This window comes from Sporomusaceae bacterium, from assembly GCA_031460455.1.
Classification (GTDB): domain Bacteria; phylum Bacillota; class Negativicutes; order Sporomusales; family UBA7701; genus Anaeroselena.
In genome coordinates, this window is sequence record JAVKTQ010000004.1 from 229127 (window position 1) to 253252 (window position 24126).

Here is a 24126-nt window from a genome sequence, read left to right on the forward strand (position 1 = left end):
TAACACAAGATGAGGGCCGCAGGCACTACCGGATTAAGCCATAAGCCCCCGTTTTTTCATGTATACACAAAAATACCGATATTTTTGCCGGTATTTTATTTGTTTTTCAGATAATCGGCCACCTTGGCGAACGCGGCCGCGCTGGCGGCGATGGTGGCGGCGATGTCGTCGTCGGAGTGAGCCGAGGACATGAAGGCGGCCTCGAACTGGGAAGGCGCGAGGTAGACGCCCTGGGCGAGCATGGCGTGAAAGTAGGTGTTGAAGGCGCCGACGTCGGATAGTTTGGCGCTGTCGTAGTCGTATACCGGTTTGGCGGCGAAGAAGAGGCCGAACATCGAGCCGATCTGGTGGTGCTGCAGTTCGAAGCCGAATTTCTCGGCCTGGGCTTTGACGCCGGCGCACAGCACGGCGGTCTTATCGGTCAGCCGCTCGTAGTAGCCGGGGACACCGATGGCTTTGAGGGTGACAATGCCGGCCGTCATGGCGAGCGGGTTGCCGCTCAAAGTGCCGGCCTGGTAGACGGGGCCGGCCGGAGCGATGTGCTCCATAATGTCGCGCCGGCCGCCGTAGGCGCCGACGGGCAGGCCGCCGCCGATGACTTTGCCGAGGCAGGTGAGGTCGGGGGCGATGCCGAAGGCCGCCTGGGCGCCGCCGTAGGCGACGCGGAAGCCGGACATGACTTCGTCGAAGATGAGAAGGCTTTCATATTTGGCGGTGATGTCGCGCACCGCCTGGAGGTAGCCTTCATGGGGCAGGACGAGGCCCATGTTGCCCGGCACCGGCTCGATGATGACGGCGGCGATGTCTTCGCCGTGGCGGTGGAAGAGGTCGGCGAGGCCGGCGACGTCGTTGTAGGCGGCAGTGAGGGTGGTGGCGGCGATGCCTTCGGGGACGCCGGGGCTGTCGGGGATGCCGAGGGTGGTGGCGCCCGAGCCGGCTTTGACGAGCAGGCTGTCGTGGTGGCCGTGGTAGCAGCCGGCGAATTTGACGATTTTGCTGCGTTTGGTGTAGGCGCGCGCGAGGCGGAGGACGCTCATGGTGGCCTCGGTGCCGGAGTTGACGAAGCGGACGAGATCCATGGAGGGCACGGCCGCTTTGACGAGCCGGGCGAGCTCGGTTTCGAGGAGGGTGGGGGCGCCGTAGCTGGTGCCGCGGCCGATGGCTTCGCGCAGGGCCTCGGTGACGGCCGGATGGGCGTGGCCGAGGATCATCGGCCCCCAGGAGCCGACATAGTCAATGTATTGGTTGTTGTCGATGTCGTAGAGGCGGCTGCCCCTGGCGGCGGAAATGAATACGGGGGTGCCGCCGACGCCGCGGAAGGAGCGGACGGGGCTGTTGACGCCGCCGGGGATGTGGCGCTTGGCTTCTTCGAAGGCGGCAGACGATTTGTCGAGGGTGAAGGCCATGCTCTTTTCCTCCTTCTAGCCGTTGAGCCACCGGACGGCGTCCGGGGCGTGGTAGGTGATGATGATGTCGGCGCCGGCCCGCTTGAAGCCGGTGAGGGTTTCGAGGACGATGCGCCGCTCGTCGATCCAGCCGTTGGCCGCGGCCGCCTTGACCATGGCGTATTCGCCGCTGACGTTGTAGGTGGCGACCGGCAGGTCGAAGTTGTCTTTGACCTGGCGGACGACGTCGAGGTAGGCGAGGGCGGGTTTGACCATGACAATGTCGGCGCCTTCTTCGATGTCGAGGGCGACTTCTTTGAGGGCTTCGCGAACGTTGGCGGGGTCCATCTGGTAGCTGCGGCGGTCGCCGAACTGAGGCGCGGACTGGGCGGCGTCGCGGAAGGGACCGTAGTAGGCGGAGGCGTATTTGGCGGCATAGGACATGATGCTGACGTTGTCGTAGCCGCTCTGGTCGAGCGCGGCGCGGATGGCGGCCACCCGCCCGTCCATCATGTCGGAGGGGGCGACCATGTCGGCGCCGGCGACGGCATGGCTGAGGGCGGTTTTGGCGAGCAGCCCGAGGGTGGCGTCGTTGTCGACGTCGCCGCCTTTGATGAGGCCGCAGTGGCCGTGGCTGGTGTATTCGCACATGCAGACGTCGCTGATGACGGCCAGACCGGGGACGGCGTCCTTGATGCGGGCGATGGCCTGCTGCACCGGCTGGTTGGCGTCCCAGGCGCTGGAGCCCTGTTCGTCCTTGTATTCGGGCAGGCCGAAGACGAGCACGGCCGGGATGCCGAGGGCGCGGGCCATTCTGGCCTCCTCGACCGCCATGTCGGCGGAGAGGTGGTGGATGCCGGGCATGGAGGATATCTCGTTCCTGATCTTTTCGCCAGGAACGACGAACAGGGGATAGACCAGGTCGGCGGGGGTGAGGATTGTTTCCCGCACGAGGGCGCGGATGGATTCGGAGGCCCGCAGGCGGCGCGGGCGGATGTACGGTTTTGTCATGCCAGCCCCTCCTTGTATAGGTTGCCGATGGCCTCGACGAGGCCGGCTATGGTGAATTCGTCGGCGACGATGTCGGGTTTGATGCCTTTGTCCAGGCAGGTGGCGGCGGTAATGGGGCCGATGCAGGCGACTTTTGCTTTGGCGACAAGGGCCGGGCCGCCCTCCCCCAGCAGGTCGAGCAGGTTGGTGACTGTGGACGAGCTTGTGAAGGTGACGAGGTCGATGGCGCCTGCGGACAGCCTGGCGGCGAGGCCCTGGCCGTCGCTGCCGCCGCTGACGGTGCGGTAGGCGGTGACGACGTCGACGGCCGCGCCCAGCTCGCGCAGTTTTTCGGGGAGGATGTCGCGGGCCACTTCGGCGCGCGGAATGAGCACCTTCATCCCCGGCTTGACGAGGTTTTCGAGGGCGGCGATGATGCCTTCGGCGCGAAATTCGGCCGGGACGATGTCGGCGAGGATGCCGTGCCGGCGGAGCCTTTCGGCGGTGGCGGCGCCGATGGCGGCCACTTTGCGGCCGCCGAGGGCGCGGGCGTCGCGGCCGGCTTCCCGGAGGCGGGCGAAGAAGTGGTCGACGCCGTTGGCGCTGGTGAATATGAGCCAGTCGTAGGCGTCCAGGGCGCCGATGGCGGCGTCGAGGGCGGCGTAGCTTTCGGGGGGAACGATTTTTATCGCCGGCGCTTCAATGCATTCCGCCCCGAGCTCTTCGAGGGCGGCGGTGAGGATGCTGGCCTGCTCGCGGGCCCGGGTGACGAGCACTTTTTGGCCGAACAGCGGCCGCTTGTCGAACCAGGCGAGCTTGTCGCGCAGGGCCGCGACCTCGCCGACGAGGAAGATGGCCGGGGGTTTGAGGCCGCGCGCGGCGACGTCGGCCGCCGCCGTGCCGATGGTGGTGACGAGCACTTCCTGCTCGGGCTTGGTGCCCCAGCGGATGACCGCCGCCGGGGTGGCCGGCGACCGGCCGTGCTCGATGAGTTTGGCGGTAATGTAGGGGAGGTTTTCGACACCCATGAGGAAGACGAGGGTGTCGGCGCCGTGGGCGAGTTTGTCCCAGCGGAGGGAGGATTCGGTTTTGGCCGGGTCCTCGTGGCCGGTGACGACAGCGAAGGAGGTGGCGATGCCGCGATGGGTGACAGGGATGCCGGCGTAGGCCGGCACGGCGATGGCCGAGGTGACGCCAGGCACGACTTCGAAGGGAATGCCGGCGGCGACGAGCTCGAGCGCCTCTTCCCCGCCCCGCCCGAAGACGAACGGGTCGCCGCCCTTGAGGCGGACAACGGTTTTGCCTTCCTGGGCCTTGGCGACAAGCAGGGCGTTGATGCCGTCCTGACTGAGGGTATGGTCGCTGGACGCCTTGCCGACGTAGATGAGCTCGACGCCCTCGCGGGCGTAAGCGAGCAGGCGGTCGTCAGCCAGGCGGTCGTAGACGAGGCAGTCGGCCTTGGCGATGCATTCCTGGCCTTTGACGCTTATGAGTTTATAATCCCCGGGGCCGGCGCCCACGAGGTATACCATGCCTTTATTCATATTCTTCCTCCTTGACCTTGCCGTAGCCTACAAGGCCGGCGAGTATTTCCCGGCCGCCGGCCGCGTACATGCGACGGGCCAGGGAGCGGCCGAGGGTTTCGGCCTCCGCCGGCGGGCCGCCGAGGGTGTCCGCCAGTCTGGTTTTGCCGTCGCCGGACAGGATGACGGCATCGAGTACGAGAGTGTCTGCCTCGATGCGGCCGAAGACGCCTATGGGCACTTGGCAGCCGCCTTCGACTTCATTGAGAAAGGCGCGCTCGGCGGTCACAGCTGCGGCTGTTTCCTCGTGGTGGAGGAAGGCCAGTATCTCCCGGACGCGGGTGTCGCCTTCGCGGATCTCGATGGCCAGCGCCCCCTGCCCTACCGCCGGCAGGCATATCTCGCGCGGCAGGATCTGGGTGATGCGGTCTTCCCAGCCCAGCCGGGTGAGGCCGGCGACGGCCAGGACGATGGCGTCGAGCTCCTGGCTGGCGAGCTTGGCGAGCCGGGTGTCGAGGTTGCCGCGCAGGTCGGCGATGACGAGGTCGGGGCGGGCAGCCAGGAGCTGGGCTTTGCGCCGCAGGCTGGAGGTGCCGACCCGTGCGCCGCGCGGCAGGTTGTCGAGGGTCCTGTACTTAGGGCTGACAAGGGCGTCGCCGGGGTCGACCCGCGCGGTGACGGCGCCGAGGACGAGCCCCGGCGGCAATTCGGTGGGCATGTCTTTGAGGCTGTGGACGGCAAGGTCGATGCCGCCGGCCAGCAGTTCTTTTTCGAGTTCCTTGGTGAACAGGCCTTTGCCGCCGATCTTGGCGAGCGGCACGTCGAGGATTTTGTCCCCGGTGGTGAGGATATGTTTAAGGGCAACTTCGCAGCCGGGGTGGCGCTCGCCGATGCGGCCGGCGATGTGGTTCGCCTGCCAGAGAGCCAGTTTACTGCCGCGGGTGCCTATGACAAGTTTCGCGGTCACGGCGTCCTTCCTCTCCTGCTTCTTCCAGTTTAAAAAGGGTGCGCAGCGCCTCCAGGTAGTAGTGTTCCCGGCCGGTGCCCGCCGCCTCGGTGATGTTGACGATGGGGTCGCGGAGGATTTTGCGCAGCAGCATTTTGGACATATTTTCGATGACCCTGCGCTCCTCGGGGGCGGCTTCGGGCAGCTTGGCGAGAGCCCGCTTGAGTACGCGCTGGCGGATGCTTTCGGCCTTGTCCTTGAGCTCCGCGAGGGTGGGCCGGAAGGCAAGATAGCGGAATTTGGCGAGCACTTCGGCGACCGCTTCCTCGATGATGATTTCGGCGGCCTGGGCTTCCTGGACCCGCTCGCGCATGTTGGATTCGACGACGGCTTCGAGGGCGTCGATGTTGTAGAGGCTGGCGCCGGCGATGGCTTCGACCTCGGGCTCGACGTCGCGGGGAACGGCAATGTCGATGAAGATGATCGGCCGGCCGCCGCGCTTGGGCATGAGGTGGGCGACGTCCCAGGCGCGGATTATGTAGTGGGGAGCGCCGGTGGAGGTGATGACGATGTCGGCGTTGACGGCGGATTTCATGAAGTCTTCGAAGGGGACGGCCACGCCGCGGAATTTCTCGGCGAGGGCCTCGGCCCGGGCGAAGTTGCGGTTGGAGACAAACACCGTCTTGACGCCGTTGTCGACGAGGTGGCGGGCGGTGAGCTCGCTCATTTCGCCGGCGCCGAGCAGCAGGATGTTGGAGCGCGACAGGTCGCCGAAGACCTTTTTGGCGAGTTCGACGGCGGCGTAGCTGACCGATACGGCGTTGTAGGCGATGCGCGTCCTGGTGCGCACCTTCTTGCCGGCGGCAATGGCCCGGTGGAAGAGGGTGTTGAGGACGGTGCCGGTGGTGCCGCTGTCGCGGGCGATGGAGTACGACTTTTTGACCTGGCTGAGGATCTGGCCCTCGCCGACGACGAGGGAGTCGAGGCTGGCCGCGACTCTGAGGAGGTGGCGGATACATTCGTCGTCTTTGTAGTAGAAGAGGTAGTCGGCGACGGCGAAGCGGCCGTCGGTCATGCTGGCAAGGTATTCCTCCAGCACCGGCAGGGCGTCGTCGGCGTCGTCGATGACGGCGTACATTTCGGTGCGGTTGCAGGTGGACAGGATGGCGCATTCAAAAATTTCGTCGTATTGATTAAGATGCCTCAGACCGTGACGGATCTGGTCCTCGGACAGGGAAAAGCATTCGCGGATCTCCACCGGGGCGGTTTTATGATTGAGTCCCAGAACGACTAACTGCATGTAGTATCTTCTCCTCCGCTTCTCGCTCTTTGCCGGCGCGCAACAGGGCGAGGATTTCCCCGTCCAGCGCTTCGCGCCAGAATTCTCCCCGCGCCGCGGCGGTGGCGAGGCGCTCCTTGACTTCGTCGCGCAGCTTGGCGAGCAGCGCCAGATATGCCCCGTACTCCGGCCCGTAGCGCTCCCCGATCTCCTGGCGGAGGCGGCGGGCGAAGGCAGGGCTGTGGCCGCCGGTGGACACGGTGATGACGAGGTCGCCGCGGGCGACGCTGGCGGGTACGGTGAAATCGCACAGCTCGGGCGCGTCAGCCACGTTGACGAGCGCCCCGCCGGCCCGCGCCTCTGCGGCGGCCTGGCGGTTGACGGCCGGGTCATCGGTGGCGCAGATGACGATAAAAAAAATCCCTATCGCTCCCGGCCGGTATACGGCCGGCGTATGAACGATCTCCCCGCGGGTGGCCAAAGCCGCCAGACGCGGCGTAAGCAGCGGGCTGAGCACGGTTACGCGGGCCGCGGCGGCCAACAGGGCCCCGACCTTGCGCTCGGCGACCGCGCCGCCGCCGACAACCAGGCACTCGCGCCCGGCAAGCCTTAAGTTTACTGGATAGCAAGCCATTATCCCATCTCCCATAACTTTATTGTTATTCCGCGTATGGGAGCGAATATCCTCCTTGCCAAGGCCGCCGAAGCGGCCGTTGTTAGTCTGTTTGCCCTGGTGAGGGCGCCTTGACCTGCGCCGCCGGCAGGCCGAAATACGCGTCCAGCACCTTGCGCACGACCGGCCCGGCCGCGACCGAGCCGTCGCCGCCGTCTTCGATAAGCGCGGCGACGACTATTTCGGGGTTGGCCGCCGGCGCGTAGCAGGCGAACCAGGAATGGGTGGTGCCCCGCCCCGTCTCGGCAGATCCCGTCTTGCCGGCCGTGGTCTGTCCGAAGCCCTGGAAGACGGCGGCCGCCGTCCCGCGGGTGACGACGCCTTCGAGCCCGCGGCGGATGGTTTCCCAGGTTGCGGGAGCCAGGTAGATTGTGCGGGCGATGGCCGGGGTGAGCTTCTGCCGCGGCGTGCCGTCGGTGTCGAGCACTTTGTCGACGAGGACGGGGCGGTAGATGACGCCGCCGTTGGCCACTGCCATGAGCAGGGACGCCTGCTGGAGCAGGGTGGCCAGGTAGTAGCCCTGGCCAATGGCGGCGATGATCGTTTCGCCGGGGTACCAGGGTTCGCCGTAGGCGGTCGCCTTCCAGTCCTCGGTGGGCACGAAACCGTCGGCTTCGCCGGGCAGGCCGATGCCCGTCGGTTTGCCGAAGCCGAAGGTGAGCGCGTAGGCGGCCAGGGTGTCGGCGCCCATGCGCCGGCCGAGTTCGTAGAACACGGGGTCGCTGGACATGGCAATGCCCCCCTCGAGGTTGAGCTTGCCAAGCCCTTTGGGGTTCCAGCCGTGGAAGTCCCAGCCGCCGAGTTTATAGACGCCCTTGTCGTCGAAGATTTCCGCCGGGGTGACCAGCCCGCGGTCGAGGGCGGCGGCGGCGGTGACGATCTTGAACACCGAGCCGGGGGGATAGGCGTTTTGGGTGACCCTGTCGGTGAGGGGGTTGCCGGGGTTGTCGAGAAGGGCCGCCCAGTCCTTGGCGGAGATGCCGCCGGCGAAGGCGTTGGGGTCGAAGGACGGGCTGCTGGCGAGGACGAGCACGGCGCCGCTGCGGACGTCGAGAACGACGACGCCGCCCCCCTTGGCCGGCTCGCCGATGCTTCTGCTGATGGCAATTTGGGCTGCGAGGTTTTCTTCCGCCGCCTTCTGCAGGTTGGCGTCAAGCGTCAGCACCAGTCCTTTGCCGGGGATAGCCGCTTTTTCGCCTGCCGCGCCGATCTCCTCGCCCCGGGCGTTGACTTCGACCTCGCGGCCGCCGGGAGTGCCGCGGAGGACATCCTCCCACACCAGTTCCAGGCCGTCTTTGCCGATAAGGTCGGCGGGGGTGTAGCCGGCGTCCCTGCGGGCGGCGTATTCCTCGGCGTTGATCCGGCCGACATAGCCGAAGACGTGGGCGGCGAGCATGCCGTAGACGTAGTGGCGGACGGGAATGGCCTCGATGACGACGCCGGGCAGGGCGGCTTTGCGCTCTTCTACTTTGGCGAGAATATCGGGGCCGGCGTCGCGGATGACGGGCACGGGCGTGTAGGGAGCGGCCTTGGCGGCCGCAAGCAGTGTCTCGATTTCGCCGCGCGGCAGGCCGGCGAGCGCGGCGAGGAAAGGCGTCGCGGCCTGCGGGTTTGTGTATTCGGCCGGGATGACCGATACGGCGAAACTGGGGCGGTTGCTGACGAGGACGGCGCCGTTGCGGTCGTAGATGGCGCCGCGCGGCGCCTGGGCATAGTGCCGCCGCAGGCGGTTGTCTTCGGCGATCTTTTTATACTGGGCGCCGTGGAGAAGCTGCATCCAGGCCAGCCGGAGAACCAGCAGGCCGATGACGGCGATAACCAGCAGGGCCAGCACGCGCAGCCGCCGCGAACTTTCGATTTCCCACATGGCAATATTCCTCCGGCAGCCAGGTCGCTAACTGTTTTATTGTTCCCGCCGGCAAAAAAAATAGCCCCCGGAGGGGGTAGGATCGGATTGCACCAAAACCAGAGGCCGTTCAGAACCCCTCAGATGCAAGGCGCACCGGAAAAGCGCGCCGCGCCGCGTACACGGAAGTACGCAAGCAAGCGCTTTGAGGAGCAACGCCGCAGATGGGGGGTTATCAACGGCCGAGTTTACTTGTAGTCTTTGCCGATGTAGACGGTGGCTTGCACCGCCTGCCTCTCGCTCTTGATCTGCAGGACATATTTAAACGGCAGGCTGGTGAGCTGGTTGACGACGGTGCCGCTGGTGGAATGGGAAACGACAATGGTGTTGCTGGCCGGGGCGGCGCTGGTCGTGACGCCGGCGACTTCGAAGCCGCGGGCTTTGAGGACGCCGGCCATCTTGGGTCCGAGGCTGGCGTTGCCGCTGGCGTTGACGACGGCGACGGTAATCTTGCCGGGCGCCGGCGGGGATGCCTTGTCCGTCCCGGCCGCCTTGTCGCCGGGTTTGACCGCCGCCTTGGGGGCTATGGCTGTTTTGGGGGCTTCGTGGACCTTCATGTCGCGCGGAATAGAGCGTTCGTATTCGGCGGCGAGCTGTTCGGCTTCGTCCAGCTGCTTGCCGCCAAGCTCGCCGCCCTGTATCTGGGCGATGTGCTCGCGGAGGGCGACGATGTCGGGCAGCCAGTAGCTGATGTCGCGGATGTATGCCGGCCGGCCGGGCACCATGTCGGTCTTAAGGCCCTTCTTGTTGGCGTCGTTGAGAAGCTTCGCCATGCTCAGCATTTCGCTGGTGGACATGTTGGTGCTGACCGCTGCGCTTACTTCGCGGATGATGGACGGCACGCGGGGAATGATGGCGGGGCTTGTCACTTTATCGAGCATGGCTTTGACGAATTTCTGCTGCCGCTCGATGCGGCCGATATCGCCGTCTTCGCCCCGGTAGCGCACGTATTTGATGGCCGACTTGCCATCCATGTGCTGATGGCCGGGCCGGAAGTCGATGACGAGGTCGTCGTACGGGTCCCGGTAGTACATCTTTTTTTGGACGTCGATGTCGACCCCGCCGACCGCGTCGACGATTTTACCGAAGGCGGCGAAGTTGATGACCACGTAATAGTCGAAGGGGATGCCCAGCAGGTCTTCGGCCGCCTTCTGGGAGAGCTTCTCCTTGCCGTTGGCGTAGGCGTGGTTGATCTTGTCCCAGCCGTGGCCGGGGATCTTGACCCTGGTGTCGCGGGGGACGGACAGGAGCGCCGCCTCGCTGCTGCCGGTGTCGACGGTGACGGCGAACATGGTGTCGGAACGGCCGACGTCGCCGGATCGCTCGTCAACTCCCAGGACGAGAACGTTGATTTTGCTTGATGAGAACAGCAAGCCGCTGCCGGTGCGCATAATTCTGTTCATACTGATGAGACTGCCCCCGAACCAGATGTAGGAAGCGGTCACGGTCATCAGGAATACCACCAGGCACACCGCGACAACCCAGTTGCGTCTTTTATGGTTGATGCGCTGCTCGGACAAGCGACGTTCAAGGCGAGTGGTCAAGGGTTGTTGTCCTCCTCTTGCGGGTTAAAAAACAAGCCCCCTCGGGTGGGGGCGTTTTATTAGAGTATAACAAATTGTGCGCTTAATCGTCAATGGCATGTGCCGGAACTATGGGCAGGCCGTTTTGTTAAACTACCTTATAACCGGCCTCTTCGACGGCTTTCTTCACGTCGCCCAGACTGGATTTTGTGGCGTCGAAGTCGATTTTGAGGGTTTTGGCGGCCAGGTCGACTTCCGCCGCCATTACGCCGGGCAGGGCGCGCACGGCTTTCTCGACTGCCGCCTTGCAGTGGTTGCAGGTCATGCCTTCAACCGTGATTTTTTCCTTTTCGATGCTGCCGCCGTGGCAGCCGCAGGTTTTGCACATCGTTATTTCCCTCCTGATTGAAGTTTATCGGTGACCGCTTTTACTTTGCCGGCCATGGTGGCTGCTTTGTCGCGCCGGTCGTCGACGCGGATGAGGGTCGAGACCCGCTGGGCTCCGGCGGCGAAGGGGACTTCGTGCATCAGGCGGATGACCGCGAGGATGCGGTCGAGGTCGCCTTCGATGATGGTGGCCATGGGGGTGAGCTGGTGCTTGAGGTCGGTGGCTTCTTCGAGCACCTTGTGGCAGGCGGCCACGTATTTGCTGATGCTGGGCGTGGCCGTGCCCATCGGGGCGATCGTTACTTCGACGATTGCCATTTCGTTTACCTCCCGGTTATTTTTTCAAGAGGGCCAGGATCTGCCGGCAAAATTCCGGCAGGTCGGCAGGTGTCCTCGAGGTGACGATCCCGGCGTCGATTATCGCCGGCAGGTCGTGATAGATGGCGCCGGCATTGAGGATGTCGGTGAGCACCGATTTGTAGCAGGTGACGTTGATGCCGCGGACGATGTCGGCTTCGATGAGCATCTGCGGGCCGTGGCAGATGGCGCCGATGACGAGTTTGCGCTCGTGGGCGGCTTTGACCAGGTCGACCAGCCCATCGTTGACCCGCATCCGGTCGGGGGCCTGGCCGCCGGGGATGATGACGGCGGCGTAAGCGGCGATGTCGACTTCTGCGGGCGCCAGCGCGGCGGTCAGCGGGTAACCGTATTTGCCATTGTATACGGCTCCCTTGGCCGGCCCGACGACGTCGACGGCGTACCCGGCCTCCTGCATGCGGTAATACGGGTAGATGGCTTCGGCGTCTTCGAAGCCGCTCTCCACCAGCATCAAGACTTTTTCCAAAACATTCCCGCCTTTCCCTTGTCTTCTCGTATTATTATTTCTTACCAGGACAGGAAAAAACCTGCCGGCGGGAACCGGCAGGTTTTTTTCTATCGCGTTACTGCTGTTTGGGAAATTTCTGGTCGATGGTCTGCCAGATTTCCGGCTGCTCCTGGCCGAGTCGCCAGACGGCGATGCCGACCGGGTCGTATTTGGCGACGATGTCGAGTTTGGCGGCCGTGCTCCGCTGGTTCTCAAACCAGACTTCGTGGTCGTCGTAGGTGTAGTGGGGGGCTTGGTCTTTCTCGTCGTAAAGAATCTTGGCGCCTTTTTGCTCGGCCTTGACGATGGCGTTGGCGTAGGTAACTGTTTCGCCTTCGCCGCCCTTCTTCCAGTCGTAGCCGTAGGCGCTGATGCCGGCGATTATCTTGTGGGCGCCGCCGCCGTTGTCGACGGCGTACTGAAGGTTTTTGTCGTACCACTCCACGGGAGCGATGGCTCCCGGCGCCGAGGTAGCCCAGTGTTTGTCGTAGAGCATGATTTGGAGGAAGTCGGCGTTTTTGGTGAGCTCGGGGTAGTTGTAGGCGCCCGAAACGTCCTCATGGACATCGACCTTGGGGAAGACGGAGATGATGACCGTTTTGTTGATGGCCTTCATTTTCGGGTACAGCTCGGCCATGAAGGCGGTCAGGTTGTCGCGGTGCTTGGGCGGCAGAAGCTCGAAGTCGATGTTGATGCCGTCATAGTTTTTGTCCTGCACGACTTTGACGATGTTGTTGATCGTCTTGGTGCGGGTGGCCGGGTCGCCGAGGACGACGTCGGTGGAGCCGGTCTTGTTGGTGACGAGCGGGTACATCTTGAGGCCGAGGCTTCTCGCGGTGTCGTAGACCTGCTGGCTATCCTTTGTTTCGAGGGTGCCCTCAGGGGTGGCCTTGTACCAGAAGGGGCCGACGGCGGACATGCTCTTGGCGAAGGTTTTCATCGAGGGGAAGGAGCCGCTTTTTTCAGGGGATCCGGGCCAGGGGTTTTCGTAATAGCCGACAACCATCCGCGGCGGTTTGGTTACCGCCCCGGGGGCGCCGGGCTGGGGTTTGGGGGCCGGTTTCTTCATGCAGCCCCCGGCTGCGGCTACGGCGACGGCCACGAATATCAGCAGTACGAGTATGGTGATTGTTTTGAAGTATCTCATTTCGCATTCCCTCCGCCTGTTGTTTACCGTTAGTATTGGCGGGGTCGGTTTTCTTATGCGCGCCGTAAGTCGCCTGCTTCCCGCCGGCATTGCCTGGCTTGTCCGTCCTCTGACGACAGTTTTTCCGGCCCCGGTAGCGGTTTGGCTGCCGCGGCGCCGGTGAAAAGTCATCTGTTCTCCCATCCGATACCATCGGTCACGAATTATTGTCAGAATATTGCCTCTGGAAGAGGAAAACCGCTCTCCTCTTCGTCCAGGTTCGCTGGCGTCGTTTTTTGCCCTTTTTATTCGACGCGTTATGACAGCCCGAATGATATAATGATAGTGTGACAATTGCATAGAGTAACGATAGGGAGCGTGGGTACTATGCAAGCAGACAAGTTCTTTTCCCTACCGCCACTTGACGGGAGAGCGGTCAAGGCTATCGAGGATGCGCTCAGCAGTTCTCCCACGAAGGCGATTTTGCTCGAGATCAACAACGCCCTGTATCACCTATCCCGCGACGGACGCTGGTTCAAGTTCTCGCTGCTGACCAAAAAGCGCTCGCCGAAACGGACGACGATGTTTGCCACCCTGAGCGATCTTTATAATGAGGTCATGCACGGGCACTCCTGGCGGATCGCCGGTTGCGGCGCGTTCTAGAAAGAAAAAAATAAAGCCCTCTGCAAATGCAGAGGGCTTTTATATTTACGGAAAGCCGGAACCGCCTATAGCGCTCGGCAGATCTCGACGAAATTGTATAGTACCCTCGCCGTCAAGCCCCAGATGACGTATTTGCCGTAGCGATAGAAAAGGACGGGGTAGACGGCGCGGCGGCGCCAGTCGCGCGTGTAGCCGGGGATAAGCTCGGTGGGGAAGCCGGGCAGCGGCCGGGTGGCGACCTCCATTTCGGCAGACAGCGGTTCGTTGTCGAGGAAGAATTTCAGCGGCACGGTGAAGGTTTCGGCAACTTCGCCTGCTTCCGGCCGGATAGCGGCCGGGTCGGCAATGTAGCCGGCGAACGGGTAGATTATTACACCGATGGGGCTGACGAGGTAGTCGAGCGGCCCGAGCAGGCGCAGACTGCCGGGGGGAAGTCCGAGTTCCTCGTACGCTTCCCGCGCGGCGGCATGCTGCGGGTCGGGGTCGGCGGCCTCAATCTTGCCGCCGGGGAAGCATATTTCGCCCGGTTGCCAGGCGAGCTGGGCGGCGCGCACTTCGAAGAGGACGGCCAGTTCGCCGCCCTGCGGCACGAGGGTGACGACAACGGCAGCGGCGAAGTAGTCGGTTTCGTTCTGAATTGTGGGGACGCGCCCAACCAGCTTGTTTTCGAGGGCGCGGCAGAATTGGTCGGTTTGCATTCGTTCTCTCCCTGCGTTCACGTTTGACGCCCGGAGCCGGGTTCGTGGCGGTGGATGTGGACATGGCCGTCGTCGCCGTGGAGGTGTACGTGGTAGCGTTCGTCGATGAGGTTGGCGGCCAGAAGCAGTTCGCGATCCTGAAGTATGTCGGCCGGACGGCCGTCGGCGGCGATGGCGTGGGCCTCGTTCATGACGATGACCCTTTCGGCCAGTTCGCTGACGGTGTCGAGGTGGTGGGTGGCGGTGATGATCGTTTTGCCGGCGGCGGCCAGTTGGGCGAGGGCTTCGAGCATCCACCGCTGGGTGCGGGGGTCGAGGCCGTTGGTCGGCTCGTCGAGGATGAGCACGTCAGGATTGACGGCGAGCACGGCGGCGATGGCGACTTTTTTCTTTTCGCCGCCGCTGAGGTGGTGGGGCATGCGGTCGGCGAGGGGAGCGATGCCCACGAAGGCCATTATTTCTTCGGCCCGGCGCCGCGCATCGGCCGGGGACAGCCCGAGAGCCAGGGGACCGAACATGATCTCGTCGAGGACACTGGCGCAGAATATCTGTACGTCGGCGTTCTGGAAGACGAAGCCCACTCGGCGCCGGAAGGCGGCGGCAAAGGCGTCGTCGCACATGGCCTGGGCGGTGACGGGGCGCCCGAAGGCAATAACCCGCCCGGCGGGGAAGATGAGGCCGGCCAGCACTTTTTGGAGGGTCGATTTGCCGCAGCCGTTGGGGCCGAGGAGCGCGACCCGCTCGCCGGCGGCGATGGCGACGTTTATGTCCCTGAGGGCGTCTTCGCCGGGACGGTAGGCGTAGCTGACGTCGTTAAGTTCAAAGACCGGCGTGTTTGCCAATATTAATGCCTCCCAGCAGAATAAAGCAGATGGCGATGACGGCGGCTAAGTAGACGGCTTCGCCCGGTCCGGGACGAACGGCGGGCGCCGGTTGGCCCGCACCGCCGAAGCCGCGCGCGGTCATGGCGGCGGCTATTTCCCGACTGTATTCGCCGGCAAGGCGCAGAAAGCCTGCCAACGTGCCGCCGATCCATTCGAGCCTGGCCCTGGCCGATTCGCCGCCGACCAGGCGGCTGCGGCGGCCGAGAAGAAAATCGGCCAGCAGGAGGAGGAAAAGAAAAAGGTAACGGTATGTGAGTTCGAGCACCATGACGAAGACGGCGGGGACGCCGAGGGACTGGAAGGCTTTGGTGAGCGCGGGCCAGCGGGTGGTTTTGACGAGCAGCATGACAAGGCCGAGAGAGGCGGCCGACCGCAACAGGACCATGGCGGCGGCGGTGAGCCCCTGCCTGGTGACGGCTAGATCGGCGGGCAAAGTCAGCGGGCCGGCGCGCCACTCCGCCCCGCGGTAGACGAAGAGAAGGGGGTCGCCGGGAGTTACCCAGCTGAAGATGGCGGGCAGGACGACGAGGCCGGCGAAGATAAGGGCCGGCAGCCAGACCCGGATGAGGTAGGCCCGCAGGCCGATGCCGGAGGCCACTGCGACCAGGATAAGCAGGCCATGGACGGCGGCCAGCGCCGGGATGCCGACCGTTAGCGCGACGGCGAGCAGCAGCAGCACCGTCCCCGCGACTTTTACGCGCGGCTCGATCGCCTGGAGCAGGCCCGGACGGGCTGCGACCCCGGTCTGGAGCATGTCTTCGGCCATTATTCTTTGGATGTCGGCGAGGGTCTTCGTCAAATAATCGGCCCGCCGCCAGCGGCGCCTGGCCACCGGCAGCGGGCTCGGCTCGCCCGTGGAGAGCCAGCTGGGCAAAGGTGTCATTTCGACCTCGCTATCACTTTCATGTAGGCTATGGCGGCCAGATAAACGAGCGCCGATCCGACGAGGGCGGATATGATGTAGCCCGTCTTTTCGCCCGCGCCTTTGACGCTGTAGTCGGGGAGCAGGGCCTGCCACCAGGAGGACGACTGGTCGATGCCCCGCGGTACGAAGCCTAGCATCGCCATAAGGTCTTCGGCGCCCCATTCGCCCCAGGCGGTCCCCTCCGCCAGCAGGCCGAGGGGGGTGAGCAGGGCCATTATTACGAGGATGAGCCAATAACGTCGCAGCATGATATACCTCCTCAACGGCCGGCCTGGCCGGCGACAAGTATTTCCGGCGAGGTCTTGAGCACGTATTTGAGGGCCAGGGCGGTTACCGCCGCTTCGGCGAAGCCGGCGATGGTCAGGTGGGGGATGAGCATGGCGGGGATGGCGACTTCAAGGCCGTAGGGGCAGTAGAGGGGCGTCCCGTCGGCGGCGGTGAAGAGGAGCGGCTGGATGCCGAACTGGACGGCGGCGGCCAGGGCCGCAAGGTTGATGCCGGCGTAGCCGCCCAGACCGGCGGCGAACAGCCGGCGGCCTGAGCTGGCCGGCGCGTTGCCGGCAATAAGGCGGTAGAGGTAATAGCCGGTGAACGGCATGATGAAGGCAATGTTGAAGGCGTTGGCGCCGAAGGCCAGTACGCCCCCGTCGCCGAAAAGCAGGGCCTGGATGAGAAGCGCCACGCTGACGGCGATGACGGCCGCCCAAGGCCCGAGGACGATCGCCAGCAGTACGCTGCCGGCGGCGTGGGCGGTCGTGCCGTCGGGGATGGGGATGTTGAACATCATGATGAGGAAGGAGAATACTGCCCCCATAGCGAGGAAGGGCACGCGGGCTGCGTCGAGTCCGGCCCTGGCCGCAGCCGAAGCCCGGTACCAGACGGGCAGCATAACGCCGGCGAGCGTGAGACAGGTGGAAGGGCTGAGATATCCCTCGGGAATATGCATTGAGACTCCTCCAGAAAAATAAAATCCACAAATACCCCGGAAATCTTCCGTTTCCTCGGCCTTCGTGGACCAGTTCGTTTTTGAGTTATAATGAAAGCTGCGCCAGCCCCTTCGTGAGGCCCGGCCTGTATAGTTTTTATTATACCCGATTATGCCAGGGGCTGGCAATAATGTACGGTCATTTTTCGATTTCCGCTTTGCCTGCCAGCCCGGGGCTGACGATCACCCTGCCGTCGGCGGCGACCATTATCGCCTCGACGCCGGGAAACTGCCGCAGCAGCTCTAAGCCTCGCTCCGGGCCGAGGATGAGGAGGGCGGTGCTGAAGATGTCGCCGTCGGCGGAATTGTTGAGCGCCATGGTCACGCTGGCCAGTTGCCGGGGCTGGCGGCCGGTGCGGGGGTCGAGCACGTGGGAGTAGCGTGTGCCGTCTTTGATTATATAGCGCTGGTAGTCGCCCGACGTCTCCATGGTGTCCCACTCGGTCAGGGCTAGTTTGGCGATGATGGCGTCGGCCTTGCGGGGATGCTGCACGCCGATGCGCCAGGGGTTGCCGTCGGGGCGCCTGCCGATTACCCTCACGTCGCCGCCGGCATTGACGAGGGCGGAGGCGATGCCGCGGCTTTTGAGGATGGCGATGGCTTTGTCGACGGCGTACCCTTTGGCAATGCCGCCAAGGTCCAGCTTCATGCCTTCCTTGGGGAGGTAAACGGTGCCGGCGGCGATGTCGATGGCCACCAGTCGGTGGTTGACGAGGGCCAGCGCTTTGTCGATGTCCTCCTGGGAGGGCACAAAGTCGCCCTTGCGGCCGATGCCCCACAGGTCGGTCAGCGGCCCCACGGTGACGTCGAAGGTGCCTTCGAGTTTGTCGGCAAGTTCGTTCGACCGCTGCATCATGGCGATGAGGTCGGGGTCGACTTTCACTTTGTCGCGGCCGGCGGCCTGGTTGACTTTGGATACCTGGCTGGCGGGGTCGAAATTGTTGGTGATGTCATGGAGCCGCCTGATTTCGGCGAAGGCAGCCTTTACGGCGTTCTCGGCGCCGGGGCCGTAGGCGGTCATTTCCACGATGGTGTCCATGAGAAACTGCGTTTCCTTATAGGGCTTGGCGGCCGGCGGAGCGCCAGGACGGCAGGCGGCGACCAGCAAGGCGAGGGCGACGACGAGGCTTGCCAATAATATTATCCGCTTTTTCATCAGTGCTCCTTGCGGCTTATTCTTCCCCACGGGCGCGGGCGACGACCATCCGGGCGAGCAACAGGGTGGCGTCGAACCGCTCCAGAGGGACGGCAAAATAGGGGAAGAGCAGCGGCACTTCGGTGCAGCCGGCGAGCACGGCCGCGACTCCGTCCGCCGCATGGCGGGCCAGCATGGCGTTGATGTCTTCAAGATAAGGGTTGTTCGCCAGTTCGCCGGCCTTGACCCGGCGGACGGCTTTGTCGAGCATGGTTTGCTCGTCCTGGTTCGGCAGGCAGAGTTCCATCCCTTGGCCGGCGAACGCCCGCTGATATAGACCCAGCCGGATGTTGGCCTCGGTGGCAAGCAGCAGCAACCGCCCCGACAGGGAGCGGTGATTGGCCGCCATGTAAGCGGCGGCGTTGTCGATCATGCCGTAGAACGGGATGGCGACCGCGGCCTGCAGTTCGGCCAGCCAGTAATGGGCCGTATTGCAGGGCATGACGATGAAGTCGGCCCCTGCGGCCGCCAGCAGTTCGGCGGATGCCGCCATGGCCGGCAAGGGATCTTCGCCGCCCTGCATGATCGCTTCCACCCGCGGCGGGATGTGGGGATTGTTGTCGATTATGATCCGCAGGTGGTCCTGATCAAGGACCGCCGGCGTATTCTCAACGATTTTTGCGAACAGGTCCACTGTCGCCAGCGGCCCCATGCCGCCGAGGATACCCACCGTCTTGCTCATGTTCCTGCCTCCAGCGTGTTATTATATTATGCTTCGCCCTTAGCCTTCCGCATCCCTTCCGACAGGTATCGCGAAATCGGCGCGGCTTGATGGACGGTCACTTGCCCAATAAATCCATTAGTCGAGATATTGGGGTGAATTCAATTGACAGATAATTCCGCTAAAAGTAAAATTGAGTTAGGTTAGGGTTTGATCGGTCCAAAATAATTATTAGGAGGTCAGTTATGCATTTGTCCAACAAGATCCTCATCGGTCTGGTTCTGGGCGTGATCGTGGGCCTGGTCGTGGGGCCCGAGGGCCTCGGCTTCGCCAAAAAGTGGGTCGCTCCGGTAGGTACGCTGTTCATTAACATGATCAAGATGATCATTGTTCCTCTCGTGCTGGCGTCGCTGATCGTCGGCGCGTGCAGCCTGGGCGACGTGCGCAAGCTCGGTCGGATCGGCGGCAAAACGGTCTCATTCTATCTGATAACAACCGCGATCGCTGTTACTATCGGCATTGTCGTGGCGCTTGTCATGTCGCCGGGCGAAGGCCTGAAGCTGCCGGCAAACGCCGCCTACAAAGGCAAAGAGGCTCCCCCCATCATGGATGTTATCGTCAACATGGTGCCCACGAACGTTGTCAAAGCTATGGAAAGCGCCGATATGTTGCAGATTATCGTTTTCGCCTTGTTCGTCGGTATCGGCATAACTCTGGTCGGTCAAAAAGCTAAACCGGTTGAGGCATTCTTTGACGGGCTGGCTGAGGTTACATACAAAATAGTCGGCATAATTATGGAGCTTGCCCCTTACGGCGTGTTCGCGCTCATTCTCCCCGTCGTGGCCGCCAATGGCCCCAAGGTGCTTATTCCGCTCGCCAAGGTAATCGGCGCCGTTTATATAGGCTGTATCCTTCATCTGGCGATTACTTATACGACAGCTTTAAAAGTTGTCGGCGGCATGAGCCCGATAAAGTTCTTCAAGGGTATCCTGCCGGCCCAGATGATCGCCTTCTCGACCTGCAGCAGTGCCGCCACCCTGCCGGTGACGATGAAGAATACCCAGGAGAATCTCGGTGTGTCCAAGGAAGTCTCCAGCTTCGTGCTGCCGCTGGGCGCGACCATCAACATGGACGGCACGGCCATCTATCAGGGCGCGTCGGCGCTGTTCGTCGCCCAGGTTTACGGCATCGACCTTTCGCTTAGCCAGATGCTGATAATCGTGTTGACCGGCACCTTGGCCTCGATCGGCGCCGCCGGCGTTCCCGGAGCTGGCCTTATCATGCTCACCCTGACACTGCAGTCCGTCGGCCTGCCGCTGGAAGGCATCGCGCTGATTGCCGGCATCGACCGCATCCTTGACATGGCCCGCACGACCCTCAACATCACCGGTGATGCGGTTTGCGCCGTTTTTGTCCAGAATTCCGAGAATAAACGCGCCGAATCTACGCCTTCCGTCTCAGCCTGACATTGCTCGCGGCGGATGACAAGGCGATAGCAGTAGTTCCCTAGCACCGCACTTTATTAAGCACTCTTCGGAGTGCTTTTTTCTTTGGCGCGCGCACGCAGTATTATATTCATTTGGCCTGGCGGCACAGTTCTTTCCCCGGCGCCGGCGGCCGAGTCATTAAAGGATTTTCCCCGCCGGCAACGAAAATATCCCGGCATAGGGATATTCCGGCAATCTTATTCTTTAAACTAGCCATTGAGGAGGTATTGTTATGAACCTTGCCCGTTTCCCCCGCCGCCGCTATACCGAGGGACAGACCCCCCTCGAGTTTCTGCCCCGCCTGTCGGCCGCTTTGGGCGGGCCGGCCGTTTATATCAAGCGCGACGATCTGCTAGGTCTTGCCGCCGGCGGCAACAAAACCCGCAAACTGGAGTTCCTTGTCGCCGCTGCTCTGGCTCAGGGGGCCGATACGCTCGTAACCTGCGGTGCCGTGCAGTCCAATCACTGCCGACTGACTCTGGCGGCGGCCGTGAAGGAAGGTCTCAAGTGCCGCCTGGTGCTGGAGGAGCGCGTCCCCGGCAGTTACAAGCCCCTGGGCAGCGGCAACAACTTCCTTTTTCACCTCCTCGGCGTGGAGAGTGTAAAGGTCGTGCCTGGCGGTTCAGACATGCTGAAGGCGATGGAGACGGTGGCCGCCGAGCTGGCTGCCGCGGGCCGCAAGGGCTACATTATCCCCGGCGGCGGCTCGAACGAGATTGGCGCCACCGGTTACGTGGCCTGCGCGGAGGAAATTCTCGCCCAGTCCTTCGATAAGGGTGTAAGCTTCGATTACATCGTCACCACCAGCGGCAGCGCCGGCACCCATGCTGGCCTGGTAACCGGATTTTACGGCAACAACACCAATATCCCGGTCATCGGTATCAACATCAGCCGCAAGCAGGACGTGCAGACGGAGCTGGTCTATAATCTCGTGCAGGCGACCGCCCAGCGGGTCGGCCTCGCGCAGCCCATCCCCCGCGATGCGGTGAAGTGCATCGACGAATACGTTGGCCCGGGTTATTCCCTTCCCACCGCCGAGATGGTGGAAGCGGTGGAGATGGTGGCCCGCCTCGAAGGCATCCTTCTCGACCCGGTCTACACCGGCAAAGCCATGGCTGGCCTCATCGGCCTCATCCGCAAGGGCTACTTCAAGAAGAGCGATAAAGTTCTGTTCGTCCACACGGGCGGGTCGCCTGCTCTGTACGCCTATGCCGAGACTTTTTACGGCAAATAATAACTGAGAAAAGGGAGCCTGTCAGGCTCCCTTTCTTTAGATGTCTATCAATAAGGAGGAGAAGCAGATGAGCTGCCGAAGCCAGTATCTGCGCAAGGTCAATTATCAGGGGGACGGCCTGCGGGCCGGGACATGCTGGGACGAAGGCGACCTCGCCAAGCCGCAGATTCTTATCGACACCGCCCACGGCGACAGCCATCCCGGCAGCGTCCATCTCGGCCGGCTGGCGGAGGAGGCGAAGCTCTCGGTCGCCGAAAGCAGGGGCAAGGCGGCGCTGTACGCCGTCACCGATATGTGCGACGGGATTGCGATGGCCCACGACGGCATGAATTATTCGCTCGTCAGCCGCGAGATCATGGCGTTCATGTACGAGATTCACGCCCTGGCATCGCCGTTCGACGGCTGCCTGTTCATGGCGTCGTGCGACAAGTCGATCCCCGCACAGCTTATGGCGATGCTGCGCCTCGACCTGCCGTCCGTGCAGGTGCCGGGCGGCGCGATGCTAAGCGGCCCTGACTTCATGTCCTCGGAAATCCTCTATGGCGCGGGCGATAAGTTCGCTAAAGGCGATCTGACCCAGCAGGCGCTGTCCTACTTCACGATGAATTGTTGTCCCAGCGCCGGCGCCTGCCAGTTCATGGGCACGGCGAGCACGATGCAGACGATGTCGGAGGCGCTGGGTCTGTCTCTGCCCGGCAATGCTCTTGTGCCCGCTTATAGCATGCATCTCAGCCGTTACGCCCGTGATGCCGGCCGACAGATCGTGGCCAACGTCGGTCAGGATCTGAGGCCCCGCAAGTTCGTCTCCAGGAAGAGCTTTCTCAACGCCATGACTGTCCACGCCGCGCTTGGCGGGTCGACCAACGCTCTCCTCCATTTGCCGGCCATCGCCCATGAGATCGGCATCGAAATAAGCCCTGAGGAGTTCGAAGACGTCAATCGCCGCACGCCGGTGATGGTGAGTTTCAAGACAGGCGGCCAGTGGCCGACCGAGCTGTTCTGGTATGCCGGCGGCGTGCCGGCCGTCATGCGCGAACTGGGCGATCTGCTCCACCTCGACGCCATGACCGTAACCGGCAAAACCGTCGGCGAGAACCTGTCCGCCCTGGAGGCATCGGGCTGGTTTGCGGCCGTGCAGAGCTATCTGGTCAACTACCGCCTTACAGCCGACGAAATCATCAAGACCCGCAAGAGTCCCGTCAAAGCGCAAGGCAGCATCCGCATCCTCAAGGGCAATTTGGCTCCCGATGGCGCGGTTATCAAGCTGTCAGGCGTCGACGAGGCTATTCACAATTTCCGGGGGCAGGCGAAGGTTTTCGATTCGGAGGAGACGGCCGTAGCGGCTCTGCTGAGGGGCGACATCGGTCCCGGCACCGCTGTCTTCATCCGCGGCGAGGGACCCAAGGGATCGGGAATGCCGGAGATGCTCCGCACCACCGAAGCCTTCTGGAACATGCCGGAGTTATCCAAGAGTGTGGCCCTTTTCACCGACGGGCGTTTTTCCGGCGCAACCCGCGGACCGGCGGTCGGCCATATCGCCCCCGAGGCCGCCGAGGGTGGGCCAATCGCTTACCTGGAGGATGGCGACCTCATCAGTATGGATGTCGCCGCCCGCCGTCTGGACGTGGTGGGCGTGAACGGCCAGCCGCTGCCGCCGGAGGATATCGAGCGAATCTTCGCCACCCGCAGGGCAACGTACACCCCGCCGCCTCCCAAAGCCGACACCCCGGTTCTGCGGCTTTACAAGAAACTGGCACTCGGCACCGACCGTGGCGGCGGTTTCGGCTTGTAGCTGACAGTAAGGCTCAGCCATCATCATGCAGGCGTCACATTATGCTGTATTGGGTAATAAAATACAGCATAATTCGTCTGGATGGAGATGAGCCTCTTGTTCAAACGCTGTTTGCCCGTCTATTTCTGCGGACTCCTGCTGGTGCTGCTGCTCATGGCCTTCGCGCCGCCGGCGATGGCCTCGCCAAGCCTCTCGTGGCACACCGACACCGTCTACTACGACAGTCAGAATCGTATCGTTATCGAAGGCTATTTCTTCAACAACGGCAGCCGTACGGTCACGTGGGTGAACCGATTCGATGTCCAAGTCCACTTCCGCCAGGCCGCCACCGATTGGTGGCGACATGCGTCGGCGAGTTACTATGACCTGAACGTCTATCTCAACCCCGGCGATTCGCTGCGCTGGACTTTCCGCATCACCAACGTCGGCTATTCCTATTTCGATTATTGGAACGTAAAGTGGAATGTCAATTATCAGTACCTATAAACAGACAAAACCCGCTCGTATAAACGAGCGGGTTTTTCTAATCAGCGGCTACCTATCCTCCCAGGCCGTTTCCAGCCAAGTACTTTCGGCGTATAGGGGCTTAACTGCCGTGTTCGGTATGGGAACGGGTGGATCCCCCTAGCTATCGCCACTGAATTTTAAGAGGTAAGCATCTCTTGCGGAGTACGCTCCCTCAAAACAGCACGGAAGAAAGTGTTGCACTTAGAATTAGCTTGGTGAGAGCTACAATATTGTTCCTCGCTCACGCTCGGAACTAAGCGATCGCATCGACGCTGAAGCGCCGTGCGCCTGCTTAAGTCAAGCCCTCGGCCTATTAGTACCAGTCAGCTGAAGTGATTACTCACCTTACACTCCTGGCCTATCAACCTCGTGTTCTACAAGGGGCCTTACCAGCTTGCGCTGTGAGAGACCTCATCTTGAGGCCGGTTTCACGCTTAGATGCTTTCAGCGTTTATCCGTTCCCGACGTAGCTACCCAGCTGTACCCCTGGCG

24 protein-coding genes and 2 rRNA genes are annotated in these 24126 nt (G+C 62.8%); 5 read left to right on the forward strand and 21 right to left on the reverse strand.

Annotated features, from left to right (window positions below):
• Nucleotides 1-95 precede the first annotated feature (95 nt).
• The 12 genes from hemL to RIN56_09170 all read right to left on the reverse strand — a co-directional run bounded on the left by hemL (nucleotide 96) and on the right by RIN56_09170 (nucleotide 12624).
• Complete coding sequence (gene hemL, locus RIN56_09115) at nucleotides 96-1406, reverse strand: glutamate-1-semialdehyde 2,1-aminomutase (GenBank protein ID MDR7866971.1); 1311 nt, start codon at nucleotides 1404-1406, stop codon at nucleotides 96-98.
• Nucleotides 1407-1421: 15 nt separating this feature from the next.
• Nucleotides 1422-2396 carry a porphobilinogen synthase gene (gene hemB / locus RIN56_09120; protein ID MDR7866972.1) on the reverse strand — a complete coding sequence of 325 codons (975 nt, stop codon included), beginning with the start codon at nucleotides 2394-2396 and terminating at the stop codon, nucleotides 1422-1424.
• Nucleotides 2393-3919, reverse strand: a complete 1527-nt coding sequence (cobA, locus tag RIN56_09125) for a uroporphyrinogen-III C-methyltransferase (GenBank protein MDR7866973.1) — start codon at nucleotides 3917-3919, stop codon at nucleotides 2393-2395. Before cobA ends, hemB begins: the two co-directional genes overlap by 4 nt.
• Nucleotides 3912-4865: a hydroxymethylbilane synthase gene (gene hemC / locus RIN56_09130; GenBank protein MDR7866974.1), complete on the reverse strand. Its 954-nt coding sequence runs from the start codon at nucleotides 4863-4865 to the stop codon at nucleotides 3912-3914. Before hemC ends, cobA begins: the two co-directional genes overlap by 8 nt.
• Complete coding sequence (gene hemA / locus RIN56_09135) at nucleotides 4828-6144, reverse strand: glutamyl-tRNA reductase (GenBank protein ID MDR7866975.1); 1317 nt, start codon at nucleotides 6142-6144, stop codon at nucleotides 4828-4830. Before hemA ends, hemC begins: the two co-directional genes overlap by 38 nt.
• A complete protein-coding gene (locus RIN56_09140) occupies nucleotides 6113-6757 on the reverse strand; it encodes a bifunctional precorrin-2 dehydrogenase/sirohydrochlorin ferrochelatase (GenBank protein MDR7866976.1) in 645 nt (214 codons plus the stop codon). Before RIN56_09140 ends, hemA begins: the two co-directional genes overlap by 32 nt.
• An 82-nt stretch (nucleotides 6758-6839) precedes the next feature.
• Nucleotides 6840-8663 (reverse strand): penicillin-binding protein 2, encoded by a 1824-nt coding sequence (gene mrdA / locus RIN56_09145; protein ID MDR7866977.1) that lies wholly within the window; start codon nucleotides 8661-8663, stop codon nucleotides 6840-6842.
• Between the two features lie 227 nt (nucleotides 8664-8890).
• Nucleotides 8891-10246: an LCP family protein gene (locus tag RIN56_09150; GenBank protein MDR7866978.1), complete on the reverse strand. Its 1356-nt coding sequence runs from the start codon at nucleotides 10244-10246 to the stop codon at nucleotides 8891-8893.
• Between the two features lie 127 nt (nucleotides 10247-10373).
• On the reverse strand, nucleotides 10374-10613 hold the full coding sequence (locus RIN56_09155) for a copper ion binding protein (GenBank protein MDR7866979.1): 240 nt from the start codon (nucleotides 10611-10613) through the stop codon (nucleotides 10374-10376).
• A 2-nt stretch (nucleotides 10614-10615) separates the two neighbouring features.
• A complete protein-coding gene (locus tag RIN56_09160) occupies nucleotides 10616-10930 on the reverse strand; it encodes an MTH1187 family thiamine-binding protein (protein ID MDR7866980.1) in 315 nt (104 codons plus the stop codon).
• Nucleotides 10931-10946: 16 nt separating this feature from the next.
• Complete coding sequence (locus RIN56_09165) at nucleotides 10947-11456, reverse strand: type 1 glutamine amidotransferase domain-containing protein (GenBank protein MDR7866981.1); 510 nt, start codon at nucleotides 11454-11456, stop codon at nucleotides 10947-10949.
• 97 nt (nucleotides 11457-11553) lie between these two features.
• Nucleotides 11554-12624 (reverse strand): glycosyl hydrolase family 18 protein, encoded by a 1071-nt coding sequence (locus RIN56_09170; protein ID MDR7866982.1) that lies wholly within the window; start codon nucleotides 12622-12624, stop codon nucleotides 11554-11556.
• 366 nt (nucleotides 12625-12990) lie between these two features.
• Here RIN56_09170 and RIN56_09175 point away from each other — a divergent pair, with 366 nt between their 5' ends.
• Nucleotides 12991-13266 carry a hypothetical protein gene (locus RIN56_09175; protein MDR7866983.1) on the forward strand — a complete coding sequence of 92 codons (276 nt, stop codon included), beginning with the start codon at nucleotides 12991-12993 and terminating at the stop codon, nucleotides 13264-13266.
• A 65-nt stretch (nucleotides 13267-13331) separates the two neighbouring features.
• On the opposite strand, the gene RIN56_09180 is transcribed toward RIN56_09175, so the two are convergent.
• The 7 genes from RIN56_09180 to RIN56_09210 form a co-directional block, all read right to left on the reverse strand.
• The gene (locus tag RIN56_09180) at nucleotides 13332-13964 is read right to left on the reverse strand and encodes a CoA pyrophosphatase (GenBank protein MDR7866984.1); all 633 of its coding nucleotides are present in this window, start codon (nucleotides 13962-13964) and stop codon (nucleotides 13332-13334) included.
• Between the two features lie 17 nt (nucleotides 13965-13981).
• On the reverse strand, nucleotides 13982-14806 hold the full coding sequence (locus RIN56_09185; GenBank protein ID MDR7866985.1) for an energy-coupling factor ABC transporter ATP-binding protein: 825 nt from the start codon (nucleotides 14804-14806) through the stop codon (nucleotides 13982-13984).
• Nucleotides 14784-15731 carry a cobalt ECF transporter T component CbiQ gene (gene cbiQ / locus RIN56_09190; protein ID MDR7866986.1) on the reverse strand — a complete coding sequence of 316 codons (948 nt, stop codon included), beginning with the start codon at nucleotides 15729-15731 and terminating at the stop codon, nucleotides 14784-14786. The genes RIN56_09185 and cbiQ overlap by 23 nt, the downstream gene beginning before the upstream one ends.
• Nucleotides 15728-16021, reverse strand: a complete 294-nt coding sequence (locus tag RIN56_09195; GenBank protein ID MDR7866987.1) for a PDGLE domain-containing protein — start codon at nucleotides 16019-16021, stop codon at nucleotides 15728-15730. Before RIN56_09195 ends, cbiQ begins: the two co-directional genes overlap by 4 nt.
• Nucleotides 16022-16032: 11 nt before the next feature.
• A complete protein-coding gene (gene cbiM, locus RIN56_09200; GenBank protein ID MDR7866988.1) occupies nucleotides 16033-16719 on the reverse strand; it encodes a cobalt transporter CbiM in 687 nt (228 codons plus the stop codon).
• 178 nt (nucleotides 16720-16897) lie between these two features.
• Complete coding sequence (locus RIN56_09205) at nucleotides 16898-17914, reverse strand: FAD:protein FMN transferase (protein MDR7866989.1); 1017 nt, start codon at nucleotides 17912-17914, stop codon at nucleotides 16898-16900.
• A gap of 16 nt (nucleotides 17915-17930) precedes the next feature.
• Entirely contained in the window at nucleotides 17931-18635 is a 705-nt protein-coding gene (locus tag RIN56_09210) for an amino acid racemase (protein ID MDR7866990.1), read from the reverse strand.
• Nucleotides 18636-18859: 224 nt separating this feature from the next.
• Between RIN56_09210 and RIN56_09215 the strand changes: the two genes are divergently transcribed.
• The 4 genes from RIN56_09215 to RIN56_09230 all read left to right on the forward strand — a co-directional run bounded on the left by RIN56_09215 (nucleotide 18860) and on the right by RIN56_09230 (nucleotide 23613).
• Nucleotides 18860-20080: a dicarboxylate/amino acid:cation symporter gene (locus RIN56_09215; protein ID MDR7866991.1), complete on the forward strand. Its 1221-nt coding sequence runs from the start codon at nucleotides 18860-18862 to the stop codon at nucleotides 20078-20080.
• Nucleotides 20081-20333: 253 nt separating this feature from the next.
• Nucleotides 20334-21335: a D-cysteine desulfhydrase gene (locus RIN56_09220; protein ID MDR7866992.1), complete on the forward strand. Its 1002-nt coding sequence runs from the start codon at nucleotides 20334-20336 to the stop codon at nucleotides 21333-21335.
• 67 nt (nucleotides 21336-21402) lie between these two features.
• Nucleotides 21403-23127 (forward strand): dihydroxy-acid dehydratase, encoded by a 1725-nt coding sequence (gene ilvD / locus RIN56_09225; protein ID MDR7866993.1) that lies wholly within the window; start codon nucleotides 21403-21405, stop codon nucleotides 23125-23127.
• A gap of 96 nt (nucleotides 23128-23223) precedes the next feature.
• The gene (locus RIN56_09230; GenBank protein MDR7866994.1) at nucleotides 23224-23613 is read left to right on the forward strand and encodes a hypothetical protein; all 390 of its coding nucleotides are present in this window, start codon (nucleotides 23224-23226) and stop codon (nucleotides 23611-23613) included.
• A gap of 39 nt (nucleotides 23614-23652) precedes the next feature.
• Here the strand turns inward: RIN56_09230 and rrf are convergent.
• Together rrf and RIN56_09240 are read right to left on the reverse strand one after the other, a co-directional pair.
• Nucleotides 23653-23769 (reverse strand): 5S ribosomal RNA (gene rrf, locus RIN56_09235).
• Between the two features lie 158 nt (nucleotides 23770-23927).
• Nucleotides 23928-24126: ribosomal RNA gene (locus tag RIN56_09240) — 23S ribosomal RNA — on the reverse strand; the annotation flags it as partial.

Bases quoted from the DNA above. Each gene is read 5' to 3' on its own strand.
- RIN56_09180 (MDR7866984.1), bottom strand. From the start codon at position 13,964: ATGCAAACCGACCAATTCTGCCGCGCCCTCGAAAACAAGCTGGTTGGG.
- hemB (MDR7866972.1), bottom strand. From the start codon at position 2,396: ATGACAAAACCGTACATCCGCCCGCGCCGCCTGCGGGCCTCCGAATCC.
- cbiM (MDR7866988.1), bottom strand. From the start codon at position 16,719: ATGCATATTCCCGAGGGATATCTCAGCCCTTCCACCTGTCTCACGCTC.
- RIN56_09195 (MDR7866987.1), bottom strand. From the start codon at position 16,021: ATGCTGCGACGTTATTGGCTCATCCTCGTAATAATGGCCCTGCTCACC.
- RIN56_09170 (MDR7866982.1), bottom strand. From the start codon at position 12,624: ATGAGATACTTCAAAACAATCACCATACTCGTACTGCTGATATTCGTG.
- hemA (MDR7866975.1), bottom strand. From the start codon at position 6,144: ATGCAGTTAGTCGTTCTGGGACTCAATCATAAAACCGCCCCGGTGGAG.
- cobA (MDR7866973.1), bottom strand. From the start codon at position 3,919: ATGAATAAAGGCATGGTATACCTCGTGGGCGCCGGCCCCGGGGATTAT.
- RIN56_09160 (MDR7866980.1), bottom strand. From the start codon at position 10,930: ATGGCAATCGTCGAAGTAACGATCGCCCCGATGGGCACGGCCACGCCC.
- RIN56_09155 (MDR7866979.1), bottom strand. From the start codon at position 10,613: ATGTGCAAAACCTGCGGCTGCCACGGCGGCAGCATCGAAAAGGAAAAA.
- RIN56_09215 (MDR7866991.1), top strand. From the start codon at position 18,860: ATGCATTTGTCCAACAAGATCCTCATCGGTCTGGTTCTGGGCGTGATC.
- cbiQ (MDR7866986.1), bottom strand. From the start codon at position 15,731: ATGACACCTTTGCCCAGCTGGCTCTCCACGGGCGAGCCGAGCCCGCTG.
- mrdA (MDR7866977.1), bottom strand. From the start codon at position 8,663: ATGTGGGAAATCGAAAGTTCGCGGCGGCTGCGCGTGCTGGCCCTGCTG.
- RIN56_09210 (MDR7866990.1), bottom strand. From the start codon at position 18,635: ATGAGCAAGACGGTGGGTATCCTCGGCGGCATGGGGCCGCTGGCGACA.
- RIN56_09220 (MDR7866992.1), top strand. From the start codon at position 20,334: ATGAACCTTGCCCGTTTCCCCCGCCGCCGCTATACCGAGGGACAGACC.
- RIN56_09175 (MDR7866983.1), top strand. From the start codon at position 12,991: ATGCAAGCAGACAAGTTCTTTTCCCTACCGCCACTTGACGGGAGAGCG.
- ilvD (MDR7866993.1), top strand. From the start codon at position 21,403: ATGAGCTGCCGAAGCCAGTATCTGCGCAAGGTCAATTATCAGGGGGAC.
- hemL (MDR7866971.1), bottom strand. From the start codon at position 1,406: ATGGCCTTCACCCTCGACAAATCGTCTGCCGCCTTCGAAGAAGCCAAG.
- RIN56_09140 (MDR7866976.1), bottom strand. From the start codon at position 6,757: ATGGCTTGCTATCCAGTAAACTTAAGGCTTGCCGGGCGCGAGTGCCTG.
- RIN56_09205 (MDR7866989.1), bottom strand. From the start codon at position 17,914: ATGAAAAAGCGGATAATATTATTGGCAAGCCTCGTCGTCGCCCTCGCC.